The following is an 18788-nucleotide window of genomic DNA, read 5'->3' on the forward strand; positions in this document are numbered from 1 at the left end:
CCTCTAAATTTAGCATAAAAGAAACCATTTGCCTTAGCAAATGGTTTCTTTTATGAATATTTTAAACAAATCCTTTTAAAAATCGTTATCAGGAATCAAACCCTCGTTATTATTTTGTGGCGGCGGCTTTTTCTCTTCTTCTTTTTTATCCGGTTTCTTTTTGTTTTTTTCTGCGTCTTTTTTATTAGAGAACTTTACTAAATCAGGATTTAAATACGAGTCCTGCAAATCGTCTGAAGAACTTTTTATGGCTCTTTCTAGTTTATGGTTTTTAAACAATTTGTTGACCAGCTCGCTAAAAGTATCAAAGTCGACTTCGTACGAAATACCAACTCCCTGAGTATATCCAATTCCCTGACCTATATAATTAATATCATTCTCTTTATTAAACAAACGAAGGTTCATTGTTCCGTCCTCATTAACCCTATACAGTATTTCGATATCTCCAACAATAGCAGATTCGTTAACACCACCTATCGGAACTCCTAATTTTCCGTTTATTGTAATTCTTTCGTTTACCTGAGAGGTTATATTGGCAACAAACTGACCATCTGCCTCCTGCCCTAATCTTTTATCGGCAGAAATATAATTTAAATCGATATTGACTTTATCATTATCTGATTTTATAATTCCTCCTAACAAACTGGATGCAGTTTCTGTCAACGTTCCGGACAAATCGCCCTGACTAAAACCATCTGTACTCATGAATGAACCTGTAGATAATAAATATAATGCCTGTGTCTGGCGAATATCTTTGTCATCTAACTTGTATTGTATCTCTGACTTAAGAACATTACTTACGGACGGGAACTGAATATCAAAATTAGGCTCAGGGCTTGTTAAATCTCCTCGTAAACCAATTACAACTTCTACCGGTACTTTTTTATTAAACGATGAAGTATTATCTAACAGTACAGCCGGATTTGCTGATGTTTTATAAACTGCTTCCAGATTTAACTGAGCTTTCATAGGGTTTCCTTCCCATATGATAGATCCTCCTTTTTTAACTGAGAATTTTTTATCTATTAAACCGCCGTATTTAAAATTATATGTTCCTTCGTATGCCTGGAAATCTCCCCACATATTAAACTTACCTAATGTATTGATTTTAAACAATAATGATCCGTATCCTTTTCCTTTCATACCGTGACCTGAATTACGATCTAAAATTACTTCGACCTCTGCATCCGGCGTAATATCAAAATCAAACTCGAGTTCAAGACCATTATAATTTCTTGTTTTTTCGATTATTCCATTGGCGAGGTTGTATTTTTCTTTTGGAGTTACAAAATGTATCCAACTGCTCTCTCCAACGCTTTGTGCATTGTTAATAGGTATTTTTACTTCTGTACCTTTCTCAGATTTAGCATCTACTTTTATAAATAAACTTTCTGTTGGACCTTTTATACTTGCTGTACCGTTTATAAATGCAGTACCAAAATAGGCTGCATCTTCACTATCTTTTGTATCAAGTGCCAGTAATCGTTTTGATGTAATGGTCAAATCCAGTTTCCAGTCTCCAAAATTATGATGCTCAATACTTCCGTTCAATAATCCCTTAGTACCGTATTTGGTATCTGTTAACTGATTATTCCTGAACAAGAACTTTTCATCTGTTAAATCAATAACCGTTCGGTCGCTCAATTCGTAATCTGTATTAAGGTACGGCACTGTCATTCCGGCTTTTTCTACATAAAGCCTTCCGTTTATTTCCGGTTTTTTAAGATTACCAACTACTGCGGCATTTCCGGAAACAGAACCTCTGACATTAGACAATACATCGCCGCCAACTGTGCCTAAAGTTGCCAGATTAAATCCTTCGAGTTTTAGATTTAAATCTAAAAATGTCTCTTTATTTTCGATTGCAAAAGTTCCGCTTGCCCTAAACGACTCTGTAAAACCATTTTGTATGGACGAATTTATCGTAAACTTTTTAAAATTCTCATCTCCGGAGATATCAAATTTCAAAGTTCCTAAATCTACTTTATTCAAATTAAGATGATCTATAGAAATCGCAGCAGTAGGCTGATAGACGTTCTTATTTTGCTTATAATTTATATTTCCGTTCAGATTACCATTAAAAACAAATTTAGAATTTAATGGTGTAATTTTATTTATATCGACATCTTCAAAATTCAGTACAAGATCCTTATAATCGTTTCCTTTTATAACACCGTTCAAATCAATTTTCTGATTTTCATGGGATAAAATAATATTATCAATTGTAAAGTTTTTAAAATACTGATCAAAAACAATCTGATTGTCTTTTTCCTCGTTTTCGTTCAAATACCATAAATAGTCTTTGAACTTCATTTCTGATTTCTTGATCCCAACAATGTTGTTCTTGTTCTTATCGATAGTATGATACAAATCGAGATTATAATAATCCTCTCCTTTTTCTCCACCTTTAAACTCAGACCGAACAAACAGTGTATCTTTTGAGGTAACATTTATCAAACTAAAATCACGCACTTTATAATAAGGTGTTTTTATACTGTCTAACTCAACGTAAGCATTATAAAGCGTGTTTTTATTATCAATATTAATTCGGATATTATCGAATGTGTTTTTTGCTGCTGTAATTTTCTGGGACTTAAACCTGAATTTAAACTCTCCTAAATCAGCGTCAATTTTTCCGCGCACTACCGTAGATGAATCAATATTAATTTCCGGATAAAGCATTTCTACCACTTTATCATAAACATGAAAATTGAAACGTAAAAACTGGCCCTTCTTGACTTTATAAGGCTTGTAATTGGTATAAAGACTTCCTACAGAATTCATTACGAGCTTATCTAATTGCCCAAACTGAAATTTACCTACTATTTCTCCTTGTACAACATCATTTGAACTAATGGTGATTGTACGTAATTTATCGGCATCGAAATTTGAGTTTACTGTAATTTCATCAAAAGCATACGTAGCCTTTGGATTCTGAAAAACAGCATCTTTGATCGAAACAGTTCCCTGAAGATTTTCTATAGAATTTCCTGTAACTTCAACAACAGCATCTCCTCTAAAATGCGCAATAGAATCATTTAAAAACTTTAATTTTCGCAAATCGGCATTTTCAACATTAATATGAAAATCATACCTGCTTTCGCGTTTGCTTAAATCTACCAAACCATCAAATGTCAAACTTAAATTAGGATCATTTACAGCAACCTGTCCTTTATAGTATGGTAATTTAAAGTTTCCGTTTATAACAATATTGTTATAGGTATATTTATTATAATCTAGTTTTGATATATCTCCTTTTATAATCGTGTTGAGATATTTCTCTGTAAAACCAACACCATCAATATCCAGATTTAAAGTCGTTTTACCAATATCTTTTCGATTCAGTAAGGCGCCAACATTAAAGTTATCCAAAATTATATTTCCGGTATAAGAGGCTTTATCTATAAAATCGATATTATTCATATGCAATTTAGCCTGCCCGTTACCCAGATCCGTAATCATCTTAAAATCGGCTTCCAGAGCTGTTGTCGAGACTTTTGCTTTTCCAACAATATTAAATCTGCCTACTCTCTGCATTTCTTTCGGAAGTTTTTTACCCAAAATACCAGGCAATATCACTACCAAATTATCGTAACTGGAGATTAATCTGTCAAACTTTCCATCCATAGAAAACTTCTGGGTTTTACTTCCCAAAAGATTTTTGAAATTAATTGTTCCGTTGATCTTCGAACCATTTGTATCACTTAAATTAAGTTGTTTTAAATTAAGATCATTTAAAGTTCCTTTTATTTTTGTTTTAATTCTAAAATGCTGGTTTTTACCTAATCCATCATAAAAATAACGAATATCGTTTGAAGCTATCGAAGCAGAATCAAGCGCTACATTAAACTTTACTTTATCAGTAAAATCAAGAAAATCTTCTACTTTATAATTCAGGATAGCTTGTCCGTAAATCCAGGATCTTTTGGTCTTAATGGCTAAGTCGTCAACTTTAATTTGTTTTTTGGTATAACTGAATTTACCCGCAAAATTGGACACATACAAACCGCGATGATCTAAAAAAGAGAATCTGTGAATGGTTGTATTTACATCCGGACCGTATAATTTAAAGTCACTGATATAGGCGTTTAGCTTTTTGAAATCAAGAAATCTTGGGGTATTTTTGTTTTCATCAATAACAGAAAAAGCTCCTTTAGAAATATAAGCGTTTCTGGCTGTAAGCAAAAAGTGTTTGTCAGATTTTGTTTTCTTTCCGGTTTCAAACAATTTAATAAATTTATTAATATTGTTTTCGTCCTCGTTTTTATAGGTTTTCAAATTAAAAATCATACCTGTCAAACGAAGATCCCCAAAAAGCAAATCTCCTTCTAACAATCTCTGGATGCTTAAAATATCAGTTGTAATGATATCAGAGTAGATCAACGTTTTCTTGTGATGATCTAAAATGAGTACTTTCTTGAGTTTTACACCACCAAAAATATTGATCGCTACTTTATCGACACTAATATTGGTTTTAAAATCTGTATTAAGGGATTCTGTAATATAATGTGCAATTTTTGTCTGCACAACCGGCAAAGCCAGAATGATAGCGAGTGCCAACAAAAGTAAAATCAACCCAATTAGGGTTCGTGATATTATTTTCTTTACTTTTTTGATAGCTGCTTTTATTTTAGTTTTCTTTTAAATTTATTTTGAACAGGCAAAGAACGACTGTTTTTGATAAAAATTCTTTAATTTTGGCTTCTCTTATAACAAAAGAAAATCAAATATTTGATTTGTCAAATATAATTCAAAATTCGTGCCTTTATATGCAAAATTCAGAGGTTTTTATTCTTGCCATCGAAAGTTCATGCGATGATACTGCCGCCGCAGTTTTACATAACGACAAAGTACTCTCAAATGTTGTGGCAAATCAGTTAATACACACTCAATATGGTGGTGTAGTTCCAGAATTAGCCTCGAGAGCGCATCAACAAAACATTGTTCCTGTAATAGATGCTGCACTTCGTAAGGCAAATGTACAAAAAGATCAATTAACAGCCATTGCCTTTACACAAGGTCCCGGCTTAATGGGCTCTTTGCTTGTTGGAAGTTCTTTTAGCAAATCATTATCACTTGCCCTAAAAATTCCGTTAATTGCTGTCAACCATATGCATGCCCATATTTTAGCCCATTTTATAGACGAAGAAGGCTTTGACAAACCTGAATTTCCTTTTTTAGCTTTAACAATTAGTGGCGGACATACTCAAATTGTAAAAGTAAATGGCTTTTTTGACATGGAGATTATTGGCGAAACTACTGATGATGCCGTTGGAGAAGCGTTTGACAAGAGTGCAAAAATCCTGGGACTTCCCTATCCAGGCGGACCATTGATTGATAAATATGCTCAATTGGGAAACCCGAAAGCGTTTGCATTTACTAAACCAAAAGTTCCCGGACTGAACTTTAGTTTCTCCGGATTGAAAACGGCGATTTTATATTTTATCCAGAAGAAAAAGCTGGAAAACCCAAATTTTATCGAAGAAAACCTGAATGACATTTGCGCTTCTATTCAATATACGATTATCGAAATTTTGATGGATAAATTGAAATTAGCGGTAAAAGAAACAGGAATCACGCAAATTGCCATTGGCGGAGGAGTTTCGGCAAATTCAGGAATCAGAACAAGATTAAAAGAAACAGAAGGAAAATACGGATGGAAAACCTTTATCCCAAAATTCGAATACACAACCGATAACGCTGCAATGATAGGAATTGTAGGATATCAAAAATATTTATCAAGTCGTTTCGAAACTTCAGCAGTAGTTTCGAAAGCGCGAATTCAATTTTAATTATGCAATTATTTTACAATCCTGACATCGATGAATCAACTGAAAGTTTTTCTTTTGATAAAGAAGAAAGCCGACATATTATAAAGGTTTTACGAAAGAGAGATTCAGACATTTTACATGTTACAAACGGTTTGGGTTTGTTGTTCGAAACTGAAATTACATTGGCATCTGACAATAAATGTATTGTCAATGTACTCTCTATTAAGAAAGCTGACGAACCAAAATTTCGCTTGCATTTGGCCGTTGCACCGACCAAAATGAACGATCGTTTTGAATGGTTTCTGGAAAAAGCTACTGAAATTGGAATTCAGGAAATTACTCCAATTATTTGTGATCGTTCTGAGCGAAAGGTAATTAACCAGGACCGTTTTGAAAAGATTATTTTATCTGCGATGAAACAGTCTAACGAAACTTATTTGCCTAAATTAAATCAAGCGATTTCGTTTAAGGAATTTGTTAAGCAACAAAATGAAGGTTTACAATTGATCGCACATTGTGAAGAGACAGATAAAAAAACATTGAAAGAAATCATGAAACCTAATGAGAGTGTGACTATGCTGATTGGTCCTGAAGGTGATTTTTCTGAAAAAGAAATTGCACTGGCTTTAGAAAACAATTATCAGCCTGTTACTTTAGGGAATACCCGTTTAAGAACTGAAACTGCTGCAATTGTAGCATGTCACAGTGTGGTATTTTTTAATGAAAGTTCGAATTAAAGACAATTATTAAAGTAAGATGTCATTTCGACGAAGGAGAAATCGCACTAGAAACTCTACAAAGAAAGTCGTCAATCTTTGTCGAATCCCGCGTGCGATTTCTCCTTCGTCGAAATGACAAAAAAATATATTTATATGAAAAGAATATTTTACTTATTGTTACTTGTTTCAGTTTCTTCCTTTTCACAAGAAATTGCTTTGCTAAAGTATAGCGGAGGTGGTGACTGGTATGCAAATCCTACTTCATTGCCTAACCTGATCAAGTTTTGTAATGCCAATATCAATACCAGAATAAAAGCAAAACCATCGACTGTTGAACCCAGTAATCCTGATTTGCTTTCGTATCCTTTTGTGCATATGACAGGACATGGTAATGTTGTTTTTAGTGACGCTGACGTTAGCAACCTTAGAAATTATCTTAATGGCGGCGGATTTCTTCATATTGATGATAATTACGGAATGGACCAATATATTCGAAAAGAAATAAAAAAAATATTCCCCAATAATAATTTGATCGAAATTCCGGCAAATCATCCCATATTTCAAAAACCATATCCTTTTCCTAACGGATTGCCCAAAATTCATGAACATGACGGGACACGTGCGCAGGCTTTTGGTATTTTTGTAGAAAACAAATTAGTACTCTTATATACCTACGAATGCGATTTAGGCGATGGCTGGGAAGATGCCGAAGTTCATAATGATCCTCTCGCCGTTAGGGAAAAAGCCCTGAAAATGGGCGCCAATATTATCAATTATATCTTTACCAACTAAAATCAAAACAGTGCAGCTTACTCACGAAGAAAATCAGTTTGAAAGAAAAACATTTCCGATAACATTGGTTTGTGACCATATTTATTTTCAGCAGAATATTGGATCGCTTTTTAGAATCAGCGAAGCATTTGGCGTCGAAAACATCATTTTTTTAGGAAAAGATATTCCGCTCACTCCCAGAAAAATCAATAAAACCTCAAGAAGTACGCATCTTCATGTACCTCACTCTATAATCGAAAAAACAACTGATCTTGTTGATTATTTACTTCAGAATAACTTTGAAATTATCGCTTTGGAAATTGCGAGCAATAGCAAACCTCTAAAAGAAGTTGTAATTCCTGACAATCAAAAAATTGCACTTTTGATAGGAAGTGAAATTGATGGAATTTCTGATGAACTTTTAAAAATTTCGAACCAAATTGTCCACATTAATATGTTCGGAAATAACTCAAGTATGAATGTTGTACAAGCAGCAAGCATTGCTTTGTACGAATTTACTTCTTAATAATTTTGTCTTTATTTTTGTAAGAACTAGACTATATAAGGGATTGTAAAAATTCTGACAAATAATGTATTGTAAAAATTTTGCTACAATATATTTTTGTTATAAAATTGCGGTATAAATACCATATTTTAATTTTTTATAACAAAAACCCAAATTATTATGAAAAAAGTTATTATTACCGCATTTACAGCATTCGTGCTGTTTTCTTGTCAAAATGACTCAACAGAATCATCAGATTCAAATGTTAGTGCTATTGCCCAACGTGGCTGTGCGACTCAGGAAGTTTTTGAAGCTCAACTAAAAGCTGATCCTACCTTAGCCATTAGAATGAATGAAATCGAAGCTTTTACCAGTAAAAGTATCCTGACTAATCGTCTTGTAAATGGTAAAATTGAAATTCCGGTAGTGGTTAATGTTTTATACAGAACTGCTGCAGAAAACATTTCGGATGCGCAAATTCAATCTCAAATCGATGTTTTAAACAAAGATTTCAATGCCTTAAATTCAGATTACAATAGTGTTCCTGCTCTATTTTCTGGCGTAAAGGCGAATGTAGGAATTACATTTGTTCTGGATCAGATTATTAGAAAATCTACGACCAAAACTTCCTGGGGAACAAATGATGCTGTCAAGAAAGTGGCACAAGGTGGTTTAGCACCAACTTCACCAACAACAAAACTTAACTTATGGGCTTGTACCATTGGTGGCGGAATTTTGGGTTATGCTCAATTTCCCGGAGGCGCAGCGGCTACAGACGGAGTTGTAATTGATTCTAAGTATCTTGGTCTGGCCGGTTCAGGCAGTGCTCCTTATAACTTAGGAAGAACTGCTACGCACGAAGTAGGTCACTGGATGAATCTACGTCATATCTGGGGAGACGCAAATTGCGGAAGCGATTTAGTAAGTGATACTCCAACTCATAATACAGCAAATTACGGTGTTCCTGCTTATCCTCACTACAGTACTTGCACAGGAACTCCTGTAGAAATGACTATGAACTACATGGATTATGTTGATGATAATGCAATGTATATGTTCTCTCAGGGACAAAAAACCAGAATATCTGCAATATTCGTTACAGGTGGTCCTAGAGCCGCTTTTGGAATCTAAAAAAAACAGATTAAAATAATATGCTGAAAAGCGGGATGATATCATCTCGCTTTTTTTTGTTTAAGCCCCTGTTTTAAAAGCTTTTTTCCTATATTTATATCCTAAAATCGAATCATGATAACATCAAAAATCATTTCTAACGGAATATTAAGAGCTTTAGCAACAATAATTGTCATTCTAAGCATTCTATATTTTCTGTATGAAATACAAACTGTAATTGTTTACTTGTGTATCTCATTGCTATTGTGCCTTATTGCCAATCCTTTGATACAATTTTTAAAGCATAAATTAAAATTTAGCAACTCCTTGGCGGCTATCACTGCCCTTGTTATTTTTATATTGTCAATAGTAGGCTTTATATTATTATTTGTGCCTTTAATTATTACGCAGGCTAATAATTTATCTTTACTGGACACGCATAGTTTGCAGCAGCAATTTATTGAAACAGAAAAAAGCATCGAAGCTTATTTCAATATCCAGCACATGGATTTGAATAAGGTCCTGAAAGATTCTAAAATAACATCAATAATCGATTTTACTTATTTTACAGGTTTTCTAAATTCAATTTTAGGATTTATGGCAAATATGGGAATGGGTTTGGTATCTGTATTCTTTATCACATTTTTCTTTATTAAAGATCAGGATGCTTTTAAGGTGAGTGCCAGAAAAATTCTTCCTGATACAAACGAGGATAAGATTTTAAATTCTATTACTAAGATTAATCACTTTTTAACACGCTATTTTATTGGTTTGCTACTTCAGTTAACGGTTGTATTCATTTTGTACTTAATTGTTTTAATGATTTTTGGAAATCAAAATGCTTTTGTTATTGCTTTTTTATGTGCCATCTTGAATATTATTCCGTACATAGGACCAATCATAGGAACTACTTTAGCGGGAATTTTAACAATGATTAGTATGATAGGAAGCGATTTTCAAACAGAAATTCTACCCAGAACAATTTATGTTATCATAGGCTTTTTAGTCGTTCAGGCAATTGATAATAATGTGAGTCAGCCTATAATTTCATCAAAAAGTGTAAATTCGCACCCGTTAGAAATATTTCTGGTTACTTTGATTAGTGGAATTACTTTTGGAATCGTTGGGATGATTATTGCCATTCCTGTTTTTACGATGGTGAAGGTAATTTTGAAAGAATTTTTTCCTAACAACAAAATTGTCTCCGTATTAACCGAAAGAATCTAACAGTGAACACTTCTATTTTGCACCCTAATATTCAGGAATTTATAACTCTAAGTAGTGGTGCTTCGATTGCAAAATTAGCCCTTCAGAAAAATCCGTTTCCTGAAATTGACTGGATTTTAATTTTAAATCAGATAGAAGCGAAATCTAAAGCCAAAGATAAATTACCTACCTGGTATCTGACTGAAAATATTATTTACCCAAGTAAGGTTTCTGTTGAACAAACCTCATCTGAAAAAACAGCGGCTTATAAGGCTTCTTTAATTTCAGGTGAAAGTTTAATAGATCTCACGGGAGGTTTTGGCGTCGATGATTTTTATTTCTCTAAAAGATTCAAGAGTATAGCACATTGCGAAATCAACGAGGATTTATCTGCTATTGTAGAGCATAATTTCGAACAGCTTAAAGTTAACAATTGTACGTTTTATGCCAATGATTCTACAAATGTATTAAATGAACTAAACCAGAAATGGGACTGGATGTATATTGATCCTTCGCGCAGAAATGATGCAAAGGGCAAAGTTTTTATGCTTAAAGATTGTTTGCCGAACGTTCCGGAATTGTTGGATTTTTATTTTGAAAAAACAGATTCAATTTTAATAAAAACGGCTCCGTTATTAGATCTCTCGGCTGGTTTATCTGAACTTAAATTCGTTAAAAACATTCATATTATTGCACTTGAGAATGAAGTAAAAGAATTGCTCTTTGAAATTCATAACCACTACTCGGGCAAAATCACGATCAAGACTGCTAATATTTTAAAGGATAAAATAGAAAATTTTGAATTTTCTTTAGGTGACGAAACTGTATTTGCTCATTATCATTTGCCTCAAAAATATGTCTATGAGCCTAATGCCGCTATTATGAAATCCGGTGGTTTTGATGAAGTAAGTGTTATTTTTAATATCAATAAACTTCATAAACACTCTCATTTATATACTTCAGATGATTTAATTGATTTTCCGGGACGTACTTTTCAAATCGAAAAAGTGATTCCGTACAGCAAAAACGAAATGAAAACTACGCTCTCTAATCAGCAAGCGAATATCACAACACGAAATTTTCCGGACACGGTGGAAAACATCCGCAAGAAGTGGAAAATAAAAAATGGGGGAAATTTGTATTGTTTTTTTACAACTGATAAAAATGATAGCAAAATAGTTTTAATTTGCAGAAAAATTACTTAAATATGAAACAACTAATTACACTAACCTTTTTCTTCTTAACCATTACGGCATTTGCTCAAAAACCATGTGAATACAGTACAAATGTAAACGACTCTATTGGCAGCTATAAAGTAACTAACGAATACCTTATCAGCGAAAAATATTTTGGGGGAACATTTGATTATATCTTCTTTTCGCTGGCACAAACAGATGGTTTGCCAACACTAAATTTACAGCTTATCCAGAAAAGCAAAGATTTTATAAAAGCAAATTGCTTTGATAAAAACTCTAAAGTTTTTCTACAATTAGAAAACGGAAAAATAGTGACGTTAATTCATATCGACAGGGAAAATTGCGGTACGCTTATTCACGACGACAAAGGTTTTGATAATCGTATCAATACCGGAATTTTTATGTTTAAAAAAGAAAATTATGAAGAGTTAAAAAAATCTCCTGTTTCAATCATGCGAATCAAATACCTGACGACTACAGAAGATTATATTGTAAAAAGAGAATTAACTTCTGAGCTAAACGCAAAGGTTTATCACCCCAATACTTACTTTATGGAGAATATGAGATGTGTTGAATAATTAATCACATTTCCATTTCTGATTTGAAACTTTATCATTCAAACCTGCTTTTAAATTATAATGCCACCATTCTGAATCAAAAAAATTGAAACCGTTTTTTATCATTACCGTTTTAAGATATTTTCTATTTGCTTTTACAGATACAGGTAGTTTAGTATAATTATGGCTCGCCTGAATACCAAAGAAATCAAAATCGGTTCCCATTTCAAGTTCAATCCCATAAGCATTTACAACAGTAATATCTACGGCTCCTCCTCTATTGTGAATGGAGCCTTTTTTAGGATCTGCAACATACTTGGGGTTGGATACGATCTCCCACATTTTTTTTTGAATAGACAAAGGTCGGTAACAATCGAAAAGTTTTATTTTGCATCCCTGTTTCATAAATTCTTTGTTTGCTGCAATTAAGGCCTTAACTGTCTTGTAACGCAACAGGCATTCTGCACAATCATAGACTTTTGCTTTTAGAAAATTATCTTCGGTTGCATACTTCATATCGTAGATAAAATCGTTGCTATACTCTTTTAAATTCACAAAAGTTGTATCTGCAATTTCCTGTGTCGTTTCACTTGAATATGCTTCGTTTTGAGCTTTTACAGATACTCCAAACAAAATAAATCCTAAGAATAATAAAAGCTGAAGTTTTGAAGATGTGCTTATTTTCATTGCAAAAATGTATAGTTTAATGTAAATATAAAGATAAAAGTGCTGAACAGAAAAACCTGACTCGCACAAATACGGCTGTTATTAAGCATAAAGCGAATTTTAAGTATGCTGTTGTTCTCTAAAAAAAGCTCCACTTTTTATTAGTCTTTGTACTTTAAACGATGGTCTTTAATTATTTTTTGGCTTTTCAGTTTTATATTTTTAGATAATTGTTTCCAATTCTCATCGTATTCAACTCTATAAACATCGTCTTCATTTCCGGAAGGATAATAAGCTGTTGCTTTTGACTTTGTAAAACTCTGATTGCCTGACTTACCAGGAATGGTATAAATAATCTGCTTAAAAGGTTTTGCATCTAATCCATCACTATCTCCCATATACGATAAATAAAATTCAGGCTTTCCGTCTTTGTCTTCGTCACTGATGGTACAGTTTTCATAATTGAATTCCGGCCAGTACACTACATTACCAAAATCCTGAAATTTAGCTTTTTCAAGTATTCCTCCATGATCGTGCAACAATACAAAAGCATACAAATTATGCTCGCTATAAATTATAGTATCCTGAGGTTTTCCTGTCATATCGCTATGTTTCCAGGTTCCCTCTTCGTGATTCCATTTTTTTGTTTTAAAATTGTAGACCTCGCCAACGCCTCCGTTTTTATAATCAATGGTACGACTGAGTTTATTTATTTTCTTTTTAAAAACGAATTCAAAATGACCATATTCACTTTCGCAACGTACAATCATGCTCGTTTTTCCATATAATTTACTCTCATAGTTAAATTCAGCATCCGGAACAGCTTTCCTGTATTTAATTGAATCTTTTGGATAATAACGCTGTACCAGCAGAGATTTTGTTTGCGCTATTGTAAAATTTATAAAAAATAGTAACGCAATACTAAAAAGGTAATTTGAGATTAATTTCATTCTTTTCAATTCTGATTTTTCAAATTAATAACCACGGCTTTATTAAAGTTCGAAATTAGTTTATTCTAGAAAAATGCAACTACAAGAGTTGGTCTTTTTTATACCAGTTTAGGATATTTATTCTATGGCTTTGAAAAAATTAATTAAAGCTGCAATGGCCAAACCAATTATTATAATCCAATGTTTTAAAGCACCCGCAAATGTAAATGATTTAGAATCCCTACTTTCATTTCTCGCTTTTAACCACCATTTATGCAATTTAAAAAACCCAAATGACGTCAGGCTAAATAAAATAGCATATAATAAATTATAATTCATTTTTTTATTATTTCGTTTTCCTTAAGACACGCTACAGCTGTAGAATAAAAATTAATTCCTTACCGCTTTTAAATACGAAAATGAAAGCAACTCCGGTTTCAATTTTTTGTAATCGACAGCTACATCATCTTTTAAAGTACTAAAATTCATTTTCTGCTTTTGAGTAGTTCCCTTTTTTACATCTTCAAAAAACGCTAATCCATTGATATCGCTGTTTTCAGTATAATCAGCCGAAATATTTAAATCCTGCAAATTATACTTCGAGTTATTTTTTAGAATTATATAGCCGTCTTTGTAGGTATAACTAACACCATTAACCGTTTCCTTCATAAATTTATTAGACGGCTGTGAAAATTTTTGAGCATACGCTTGTGACATTCCAAACGCAATAAATGCAACCAGAGATAAGATAATTTTCATAAGAATATATTTTAGAATTAGATAATCCTAATTCTTTTTTAGAATTGAGATAAGTCATTATTGACAACGCAAAATTAGGAATTAAGTTAAAATTCAAGACCTGCTAAAATTTAAATATCTCGCCTAATCATAACTTAAATTCGTCTCCCTATCCATTATACAACTAAGGACTAGAAAACGAACTAGAATCCTCAAACAATACCTAGTTATTTTATGCTATATAGTTACTTCAATTCCCTTTTTTTCTAATTCTTCTACCATTTCATTTATCTGTTTTTTATACCACCCATCAAGAAGACCGCCGATACTAATTATGCTTTTATTATCCTTTTTTTTGTAAATCCTAAATTTCATGCTTAATGAACTTGCTCCTTCAAATTCATTTTTATACGTAAATTTCAAATCAGTGTATTTATATGATTCAGTATGTTCTTTAAAAAAGTATTTATTAAAAATTAATTCGATATGTTCTTTTTTAACATTTATAGCTTTTAAATTCTTAAGAAAAGAAAGAATTAAATTTGGAAGAATAATAGTTATACACCATAAGGGTATGGCGTTAGCATATGTCAAATTACCACCAATAGCTATTAATAGGATTAAAAAATGAGAGACTAAAATTCTATATAATAAATATTTTTTATTTCTTTTAAACATCATGTCATTTATTATTTTTTTAAGATTGTCATAAGTTGAAACTCCACTATTCACAGTGCAAAAGGTAATCTAAAGTCAAATTCCATTGTATAAAACATTTTTCCCTTGATATAATTCATTAAAAGAATTTACCGTACTATTATAGTTACCTAAAAAATTAGGCGAAGTAATACTTCCTGCAGCCCAAACTGAAGCAACATCAATACGGTATTGCTTAAACCATTCATAAACAGATTATCATCATCCCAGACTTGAGAAGGTCTGAAAACAACACAAAACTATCAGAAAATTGTTTTTTAACAATCAACTCATTCCCATAATATTTACCCACATAATCAACGTATATTTATTCACTTCGTTCTTCATTTCCTCTAGACCATCTTTTAATCTAGAAGTCCAAATAATTGTTTGATAAATCTTTTCTACTGCTTTAGCAGGATTATTAGAATATTCAGAAAAAGAAATTTTTATTACGTCATTTATCTAAACGTTGAGCTTATGAAATTTTAGATACTAAAAAATAAAAATATTATTACTGTTTTTTTTATTATGTCCTTATTTAATTGTGTTAATATATTTTTGCAGTAATAAATAATCAGCATTGTTTAAATTTTGCAAAACTAGTTTATAATGTGGATCTAATATATTTTTTGGCATAACTTCAATAACCAACTCTAAATTTGTATAATTACCAATGGAATTTATGTAGAACATTCCTAGCTCTGCTACCTCTTTCTTTATAATATAAAAAGGACCTTCATAAATTCTTAAATAATTACAGAAGTACATATATACTATATCATTATCGAAGAAAAATCGAACAAAAGATATTTGATTATTACGTTCTATAAAACCATTAGTCTTATAAAAACTTACTTTAATTTTTTTTGTATTAGGTAACAAAGTTACATCTTTAATATTCTTAGGATTTGGTAATTTTATAGCTGCCCAATATCCTAAAAAAGGCAGAGAAAAGAGAAGAATATTTTTAACAATATTAACTAATTCTTTATTAAAACTAATTTCCCATAAATCTAGTGAGCCCAATATAAAAACTAAAATAAATACAACTAAAATACAATATAATGCAGGGCGATTTGCCTGCTTTGATAACTTTATCATCTTTTGATTCTTTTAACCATTTTTTCTTATTATCAATAGGCAACGACAAAGAAATCTTCACGTCCAAACACCTAGCCCCATAATAGCTAAGATTCGTCTCAGGATCCACCTCTTCTTTCCCATTAAACAAATAAGGCTCGAATGAACTAGAATGCTCCTCAAATAAAACCAAGTGCGATGTAGTCACCTGTTGGCCAATATTTCTGTTTCGAGTTGTAATATACGAAGTACTTTTAAATTCTAAGGTTATTCGTTCTTCAAAAAAAACCTCGCCAATTGGCGAGGTTTCTATCTTTTGTGGCATTTGGTAATGGTCTTTCCAAAAATACCATTTTATAATTGATTAAATTTGTTCTACTTTATATACTCCATTTCTTCTCTTGAAAAACCAGCTTTTAAAATAGCCGTAGTATCTGTAATCTCTTTTGAATAATTCCCTCTAACTATTTCTGGTGAATCTAACAAATATCGGAATTCATAAAATTTCCCAATGTCTTTAGCTGATATTTTTTTATCTAACGCACTTTCAAAAGAATTATATTTCTTGTTCAATATAATATACGAGATGAATACTGTAGAAGATTTGGGAAATCTTACAATACTGTCAATTCTACCAATTGTCGTTTCTCCATCTACTTTTAATTTATTTTCGTATTGATAACTTCGTAGCTGACCATACAATACAAAAATAAAGAATGCTAATAAAATTAATAACGGAATAATGTTTTTCTTTTTTATCATAATTAATCTAATGCTTTTGGCGCAGTATTTGCCCCTACTCCAATAATTGTTTTAAAATATTCTTTTACCATTTGATCGGCAAAACCTGTACCTGAAAGATAATTATCAGACGCTTTTCCGAAGCGATTACATAAGATTGCTGCACCAACTTGAGTAGCCCATCTATTATCAAAAGAATATTGTTTTTGCGGTCCCTCATTTTTAATAATATTATTGGGATTCATAACCGTACCAACCTCCAAAGAATACATTTAAAACTATGTACCCTACATAAATTATTACCACTATTAAAATGGGCAATAAAAAAATATTTTTTCTTAAACTTTTCATTATGTTTATTTTAGTTCTTCAATTGGTCCTACTACAACAGTCTTAATAGGAGTTTTTTTAGCTACAATTGGATTACTTTTTAAATCTGAATTAATATTTTTTACAAATTGATTAAAACTATTAAAATATTGATTTGGTATTAACATATACATACCATAGCTACTTGCATCGAAAAAATCTAAATGTTTATCCCAAAATTGGGAATCTTTTTTTGATTGAATGTTAAGTCAATTTGCTACAACAGCTTCTATTGCTTCTTGTGGAACATCTATACATGAAGATCTAAATAAGTTATAATCTGGTAATCCAGCTTGTTTTTTAGCTGCTGCATATGCAAGTCCATCCTCAAAAGAATTCGTCACAACTTTGATCGCCCTATCAAATAAGGGCTAGAAAACGAACTGGAATGCTCCTCAAACAATACCTCTCCAAAGGCAATGTACTCCAAGTGTTGGCTAATACTTCCGTTTCGGGTAGTAATATACGAAGTACTTTTAAATTATAAGGTTATTCTTTTTTAAACGATCAAAAAACCTTTTATGATAATCTAAAACACATAAAACCACACATTTCTTGGAGGTTTATTTTTTTTATTCATTGTCGATTTTCTTTGTCAAGACAGAAAGAATTTTTACATTATCGTGGTTAATATTCCTTAATCTCGTACACATCACTTTCACTTATAAACTCTTCTATTAAAAAACGTACACGCTCTAAAGAATGAGAGTCATTACTACTATAAAGCCTAATAATTCTATCACTATCAATATTTTTCAAGCACTTCTCAGGATGTTTTTTATGAACAAAATTACTAAATGATTCAAAAAAATCAATAACTATTGAATCACTTTTACCAATTGAATATCCTTTAAAAAAAACAAAGAAAGATTCTACATTTTGAATTGAAAACATCGCCGGTCTTTTTGCAACAAGTTGAACTAAATCGATATTTTCTGTTTTTAAATTACTTTCCATTTTATAAATGTGTTAAAAAATTAATCTATTTTTTAGCACTATCGTATAATTCCCGTCCAGAAACGAATCTACGTGCTTTTGTATCATATTTCCCTAAAACCAATTATATAATCCCCTTTTGGAACCCCAATGCCTTGTCTAGTATTAAGTTCTTGTCGTTAAAAACTCCTTTATTATGCTGACCATCAAAATAAGGGAGCACGAAATACATTACCCTTTATTTTCATTAATTAATTTTGTGACAATATCTTCATCAATAGATTTATTTTCTGTTATTAATTTAAATATTTTTAAAATTACATTTAATTTGAAAGAGTCTCCAGACGCATTAAAAATATTATCGATAATACTATAGCCTATCCAATCATTTTCGGAGAATTCATACACTTTCCAATTTTCATTGTTAACTTCTGTATTTGTGAAATTAAAGTTAATCTCAACATTCCAACCTGGATTGTCAAGAGTTTCTATTTTTATACCTTGATGATGTTCCCATTCACCATCACAATTTTCCGTATACCAATTTTGAATCCAATTTATCATGTTTTAAAAGTTTAATTTGCAGGTATATCTTGACCTTGTACTGCTGGTCTAACATTTCCATTTTGTTGAATATGGGGAGTTTCTACCCTAGCACCTGTCTTTTTATTTACATGAGCTGCTCTCGAATAATCAACTGGGTATTTCGGTCGGACCGTGCCACCCATTTCGGTTGAAATGGTGCCACTTTGAAAGAGATTACAATAATACAAAAAAGTTTGTTCAGTTTAAAAA

20 protein-coding genes are annotated in these 18788 nt (G+C 31.7%); 8 read left to right on the top strand and 12 right to left on the bottom strand.

Translation table 11 applies throughout. The features are described from left to right. Positions 1–75 precede the first annotated feature (75 nt). Positions 76–4575 carry a translocation/assembly module TamB domain-containing protein gene (locus ACQKCJ_RS19465; protein ID WP_271336016.1) on the bottom strand — a complete coding sequence of 1500 codons (4500 nt, stop codon included), beginning with the start codon at positions 4573–4575 and terminating at the stop codon, positions 76–78. 194 nt (positions 4576–4769) lie between these two features. Between ACQKCJ_RS19465 and tsaD the strand changes: the two genes are divergently transcribed. The 8 genes from tsaD (at position 4770) to ACQKCJ_RS19505 (ending at position 11856) form a co-directional block, all read left to right on the top strand. After that, positions 4770–5792, top strand: coding sequence for a tRNA (adenosine(37)-N6)-threonylcarbamoyltransferase complex transferase subunit TsaD (tsaD, locus tag ACQKCJ_RS19470; protein ID WP_271336015.1), 1023 nt, complete (start codon positions 4770–4772; stop codon positions 5790–5792). Between the two features lie 2 nt (positions 5793–5794). Further along, positions 5795–6508, top strand: coding sequence for a 16S rRNA (uracil(1498)-N(3))-methyltransferase (locus tag ACQKCJ_RS19475; protein ID WP_427402738.1), 714 nt, complete (start codon positions 5795–5797; stop codon positions 6506–6508). Positions 6509–6643: 135 nt separating this feature from the next. After that, on the top strand, positions 6644–7282 hold the full coding sequence (locus ACQKCJ_RS19480) for a DUF4159 domain-containing protein (RefSeq protein ID WP_271336013.1): 639 nt from the start codon (positions 6644–6646) through the stop codon (positions 7280–7282). A 10-nt stretch (positions 7283–7292) separates the two neighbouring features. Then, entirely contained in the window at positions 7293–7787 is a 495-nt protein-coding gene (locus ACQKCJ_RS19485; protein ID WP_271336012.1) for a TrmH family RNA methyltransferase, read from the top strand. Between the two features lie 159 nt (positions 7788–7946). Continuing rightward, positions 7947–8897 carry a zinc metalloprotease gene (locus tag ACQKCJ_RS19490; RefSeq protein ID WP_427402739.1) on the top strand — a complete coding sequence of 317 codons (951 nt, stop codon included), beginning with the start codon at positions 7947–7949 and terminating at the stop codon, positions 8895–8897. A gap of 114 nt (positions 8898–9011) precedes the next feature. Continuing rightward, entirely contained in the window at positions 9012–10103 is a 1092-nt protein-coding gene (locus ACQKCJ_RS19495; RefSeq protein WP_271336010.1) for an AI-2E family transporter, read from the top strand. Between the two features lie 2 nt (positions 10104–10105). Then, positions 10106–11287, top strand: a complete 1182-nt coding sequence (locus ACQKCJ_RS19500; RefSeq protein ID WP_427402740.1) for a THUMP-like domain-containing protein — start codon at positions 10106–10108, stop codon at positions 11285–11287. A 2-nt stretch (positions 11288–11289) separates the two neighbouring features. After that, positions 11290–11856: a hypothetical protein gene (locus ACQKCJ_RS19505; protein ID WP_271336008.1), complete on the top strand. Its 567-nt coding sequence runs from the start codon at positions 11290–11292 to the stop codon at positions 11854–11856. On the opposite strand, the gene ACQKCJ_RS19510 is transcribed toward ACQKCJ_RS19505, so the two are convergent. The 11 genes from ACQKCJ_RS19510 to ACQKCJ_RS19560 form a co-directional block, all read right to left on the bottom strand. Further along, the gene (locus ACQKCJ_RS19510) at positions 11857–12522 is read right to left on the bottom strand and encodes a M15 family metallopeptidase (protein WP_427402741.1); all 666 of its coding nucleotides are present in this window, start codon (positions 12520–12522) and stop codon (positions 11857–11859) included. A 140-nt stretch (positions 12523–12662) separates the two neighbouring features. Further along, entirely contained in the window at positions 12663–13451 is a 789-nt protein-coding gene (locus ACQKCJ_RS19515) for a hypothetical protein (RefSeq protein WP_271336005.1), read from the bottom strand. Between the two features lie 117 nt (positions 13452–13568). After that, positions 13569–13769, bottom strand: a complete 201-nt coding sequence (locus tag ACQKCJ_RS19520) for a hypothetical protein (RefSeq protein WP_271336004.1) — start codon at positions 13767–13769, stop codon at positions 13569–13571. Between the two features lie 51 nt (positions 13770–13820). Next, entirely contained in the window at positions 13821–14189 is a 369-nt protein-coding gene (locus tag ACQKCJ_RS19525) for a hypothetical protein (protein WP_427402742.1), read from the bottom strand. 216 nt (positions 14190–14405) lie between these two features. After that, on the bottom strand, positions 14406–14849 hold the full coding sequence (locus ACQKCJ_RS19530) for a hypothetical protein (RefSeq protein ID WP_427402743.1): 444 nt from the start codon (positions 14847–14849) through the stop codon (positions 14406–14408). 552 nt (positions 14850–15401) lie between these two features. After that, positions 15402–15968: a hypothetical protein gene (locus tag ACQKCJ_RS19535; RefSeq protein WP_271336000.1), complete on the bottom strand. Its 567-nt coding sequence runs from the start codon at positions 15966–15968 to the stop codon at positions 15402–15404. Positions 15969–16322: 354 nt separating this feature from the next. Beyond that, positions 16323–16709 (bottom strand): hypothetical protein, encoded by a 387-nt coding sequence (locus tag ACQKCJ_RS19540; protein WP_427402744.1) that lies wholly within the window; start codon positions 16707–16709, stop codon positions 16323–16325. 2 nt (positions 16710–16711) lie between these two features. Next, entirely contained in the window at positions 16712–16951 is a 240-nt protein-coding gene (locus ACQKCJ_RS19545) for a hypothetical protein (RefSeq protein ID WP_427402745.1), read from the bottom strand. Between the two features lie 93 nt (positions 16952–17044). Then, positions 17045–17191 carry a hypothetical protein gene (locus tag ACQKCJ_RS19550; protein WP_271335997.1) on the bottom strand — a complete coding sequence of 49 codons (147 nt, stop codon included), beginning with the start codon at positions 17189–17191 and terminating at the stop codon, positions 17045–17047. A 493-nt stretch (positions 17192–17684) separates the two neighbouring features. Beyond that, positions 17685–18014: a hypothetical protein gene (locus ACQKCJ_RS19555; protein ID WP_271335996.1), complete on the bottom strand. Its 330-nt coding sequence runs from the start codon at positions 18012–18014 to the stop codon at positions 17685–17687. 210 nt (positions 18015–18224) lie between these two features. After that, positions 18225–18557: an Imm53 family immunity protein gene (locus tag ACQKCJ_RS19560; RefSeq protein WP_271335995.1), complete on the bottom strand. Its 333-nt coding sequence runs from the start codon at positions 18555–18557 to the stop codon at positions 18225–18227. Positions 18558–18788: the final 231 nt, after the last annotated feature.

The organism is Flavobacterium sp. NPDC079362 (assembly GCF_050267765.1).
Taxonomy (GTDB): domain Bacteria; phylum Bacteroidota; class Bacteroidia; order Flavobacteriales; family Flavobacteriaceae; genus Flavobacterium; species Flavobacterium azizsancarii.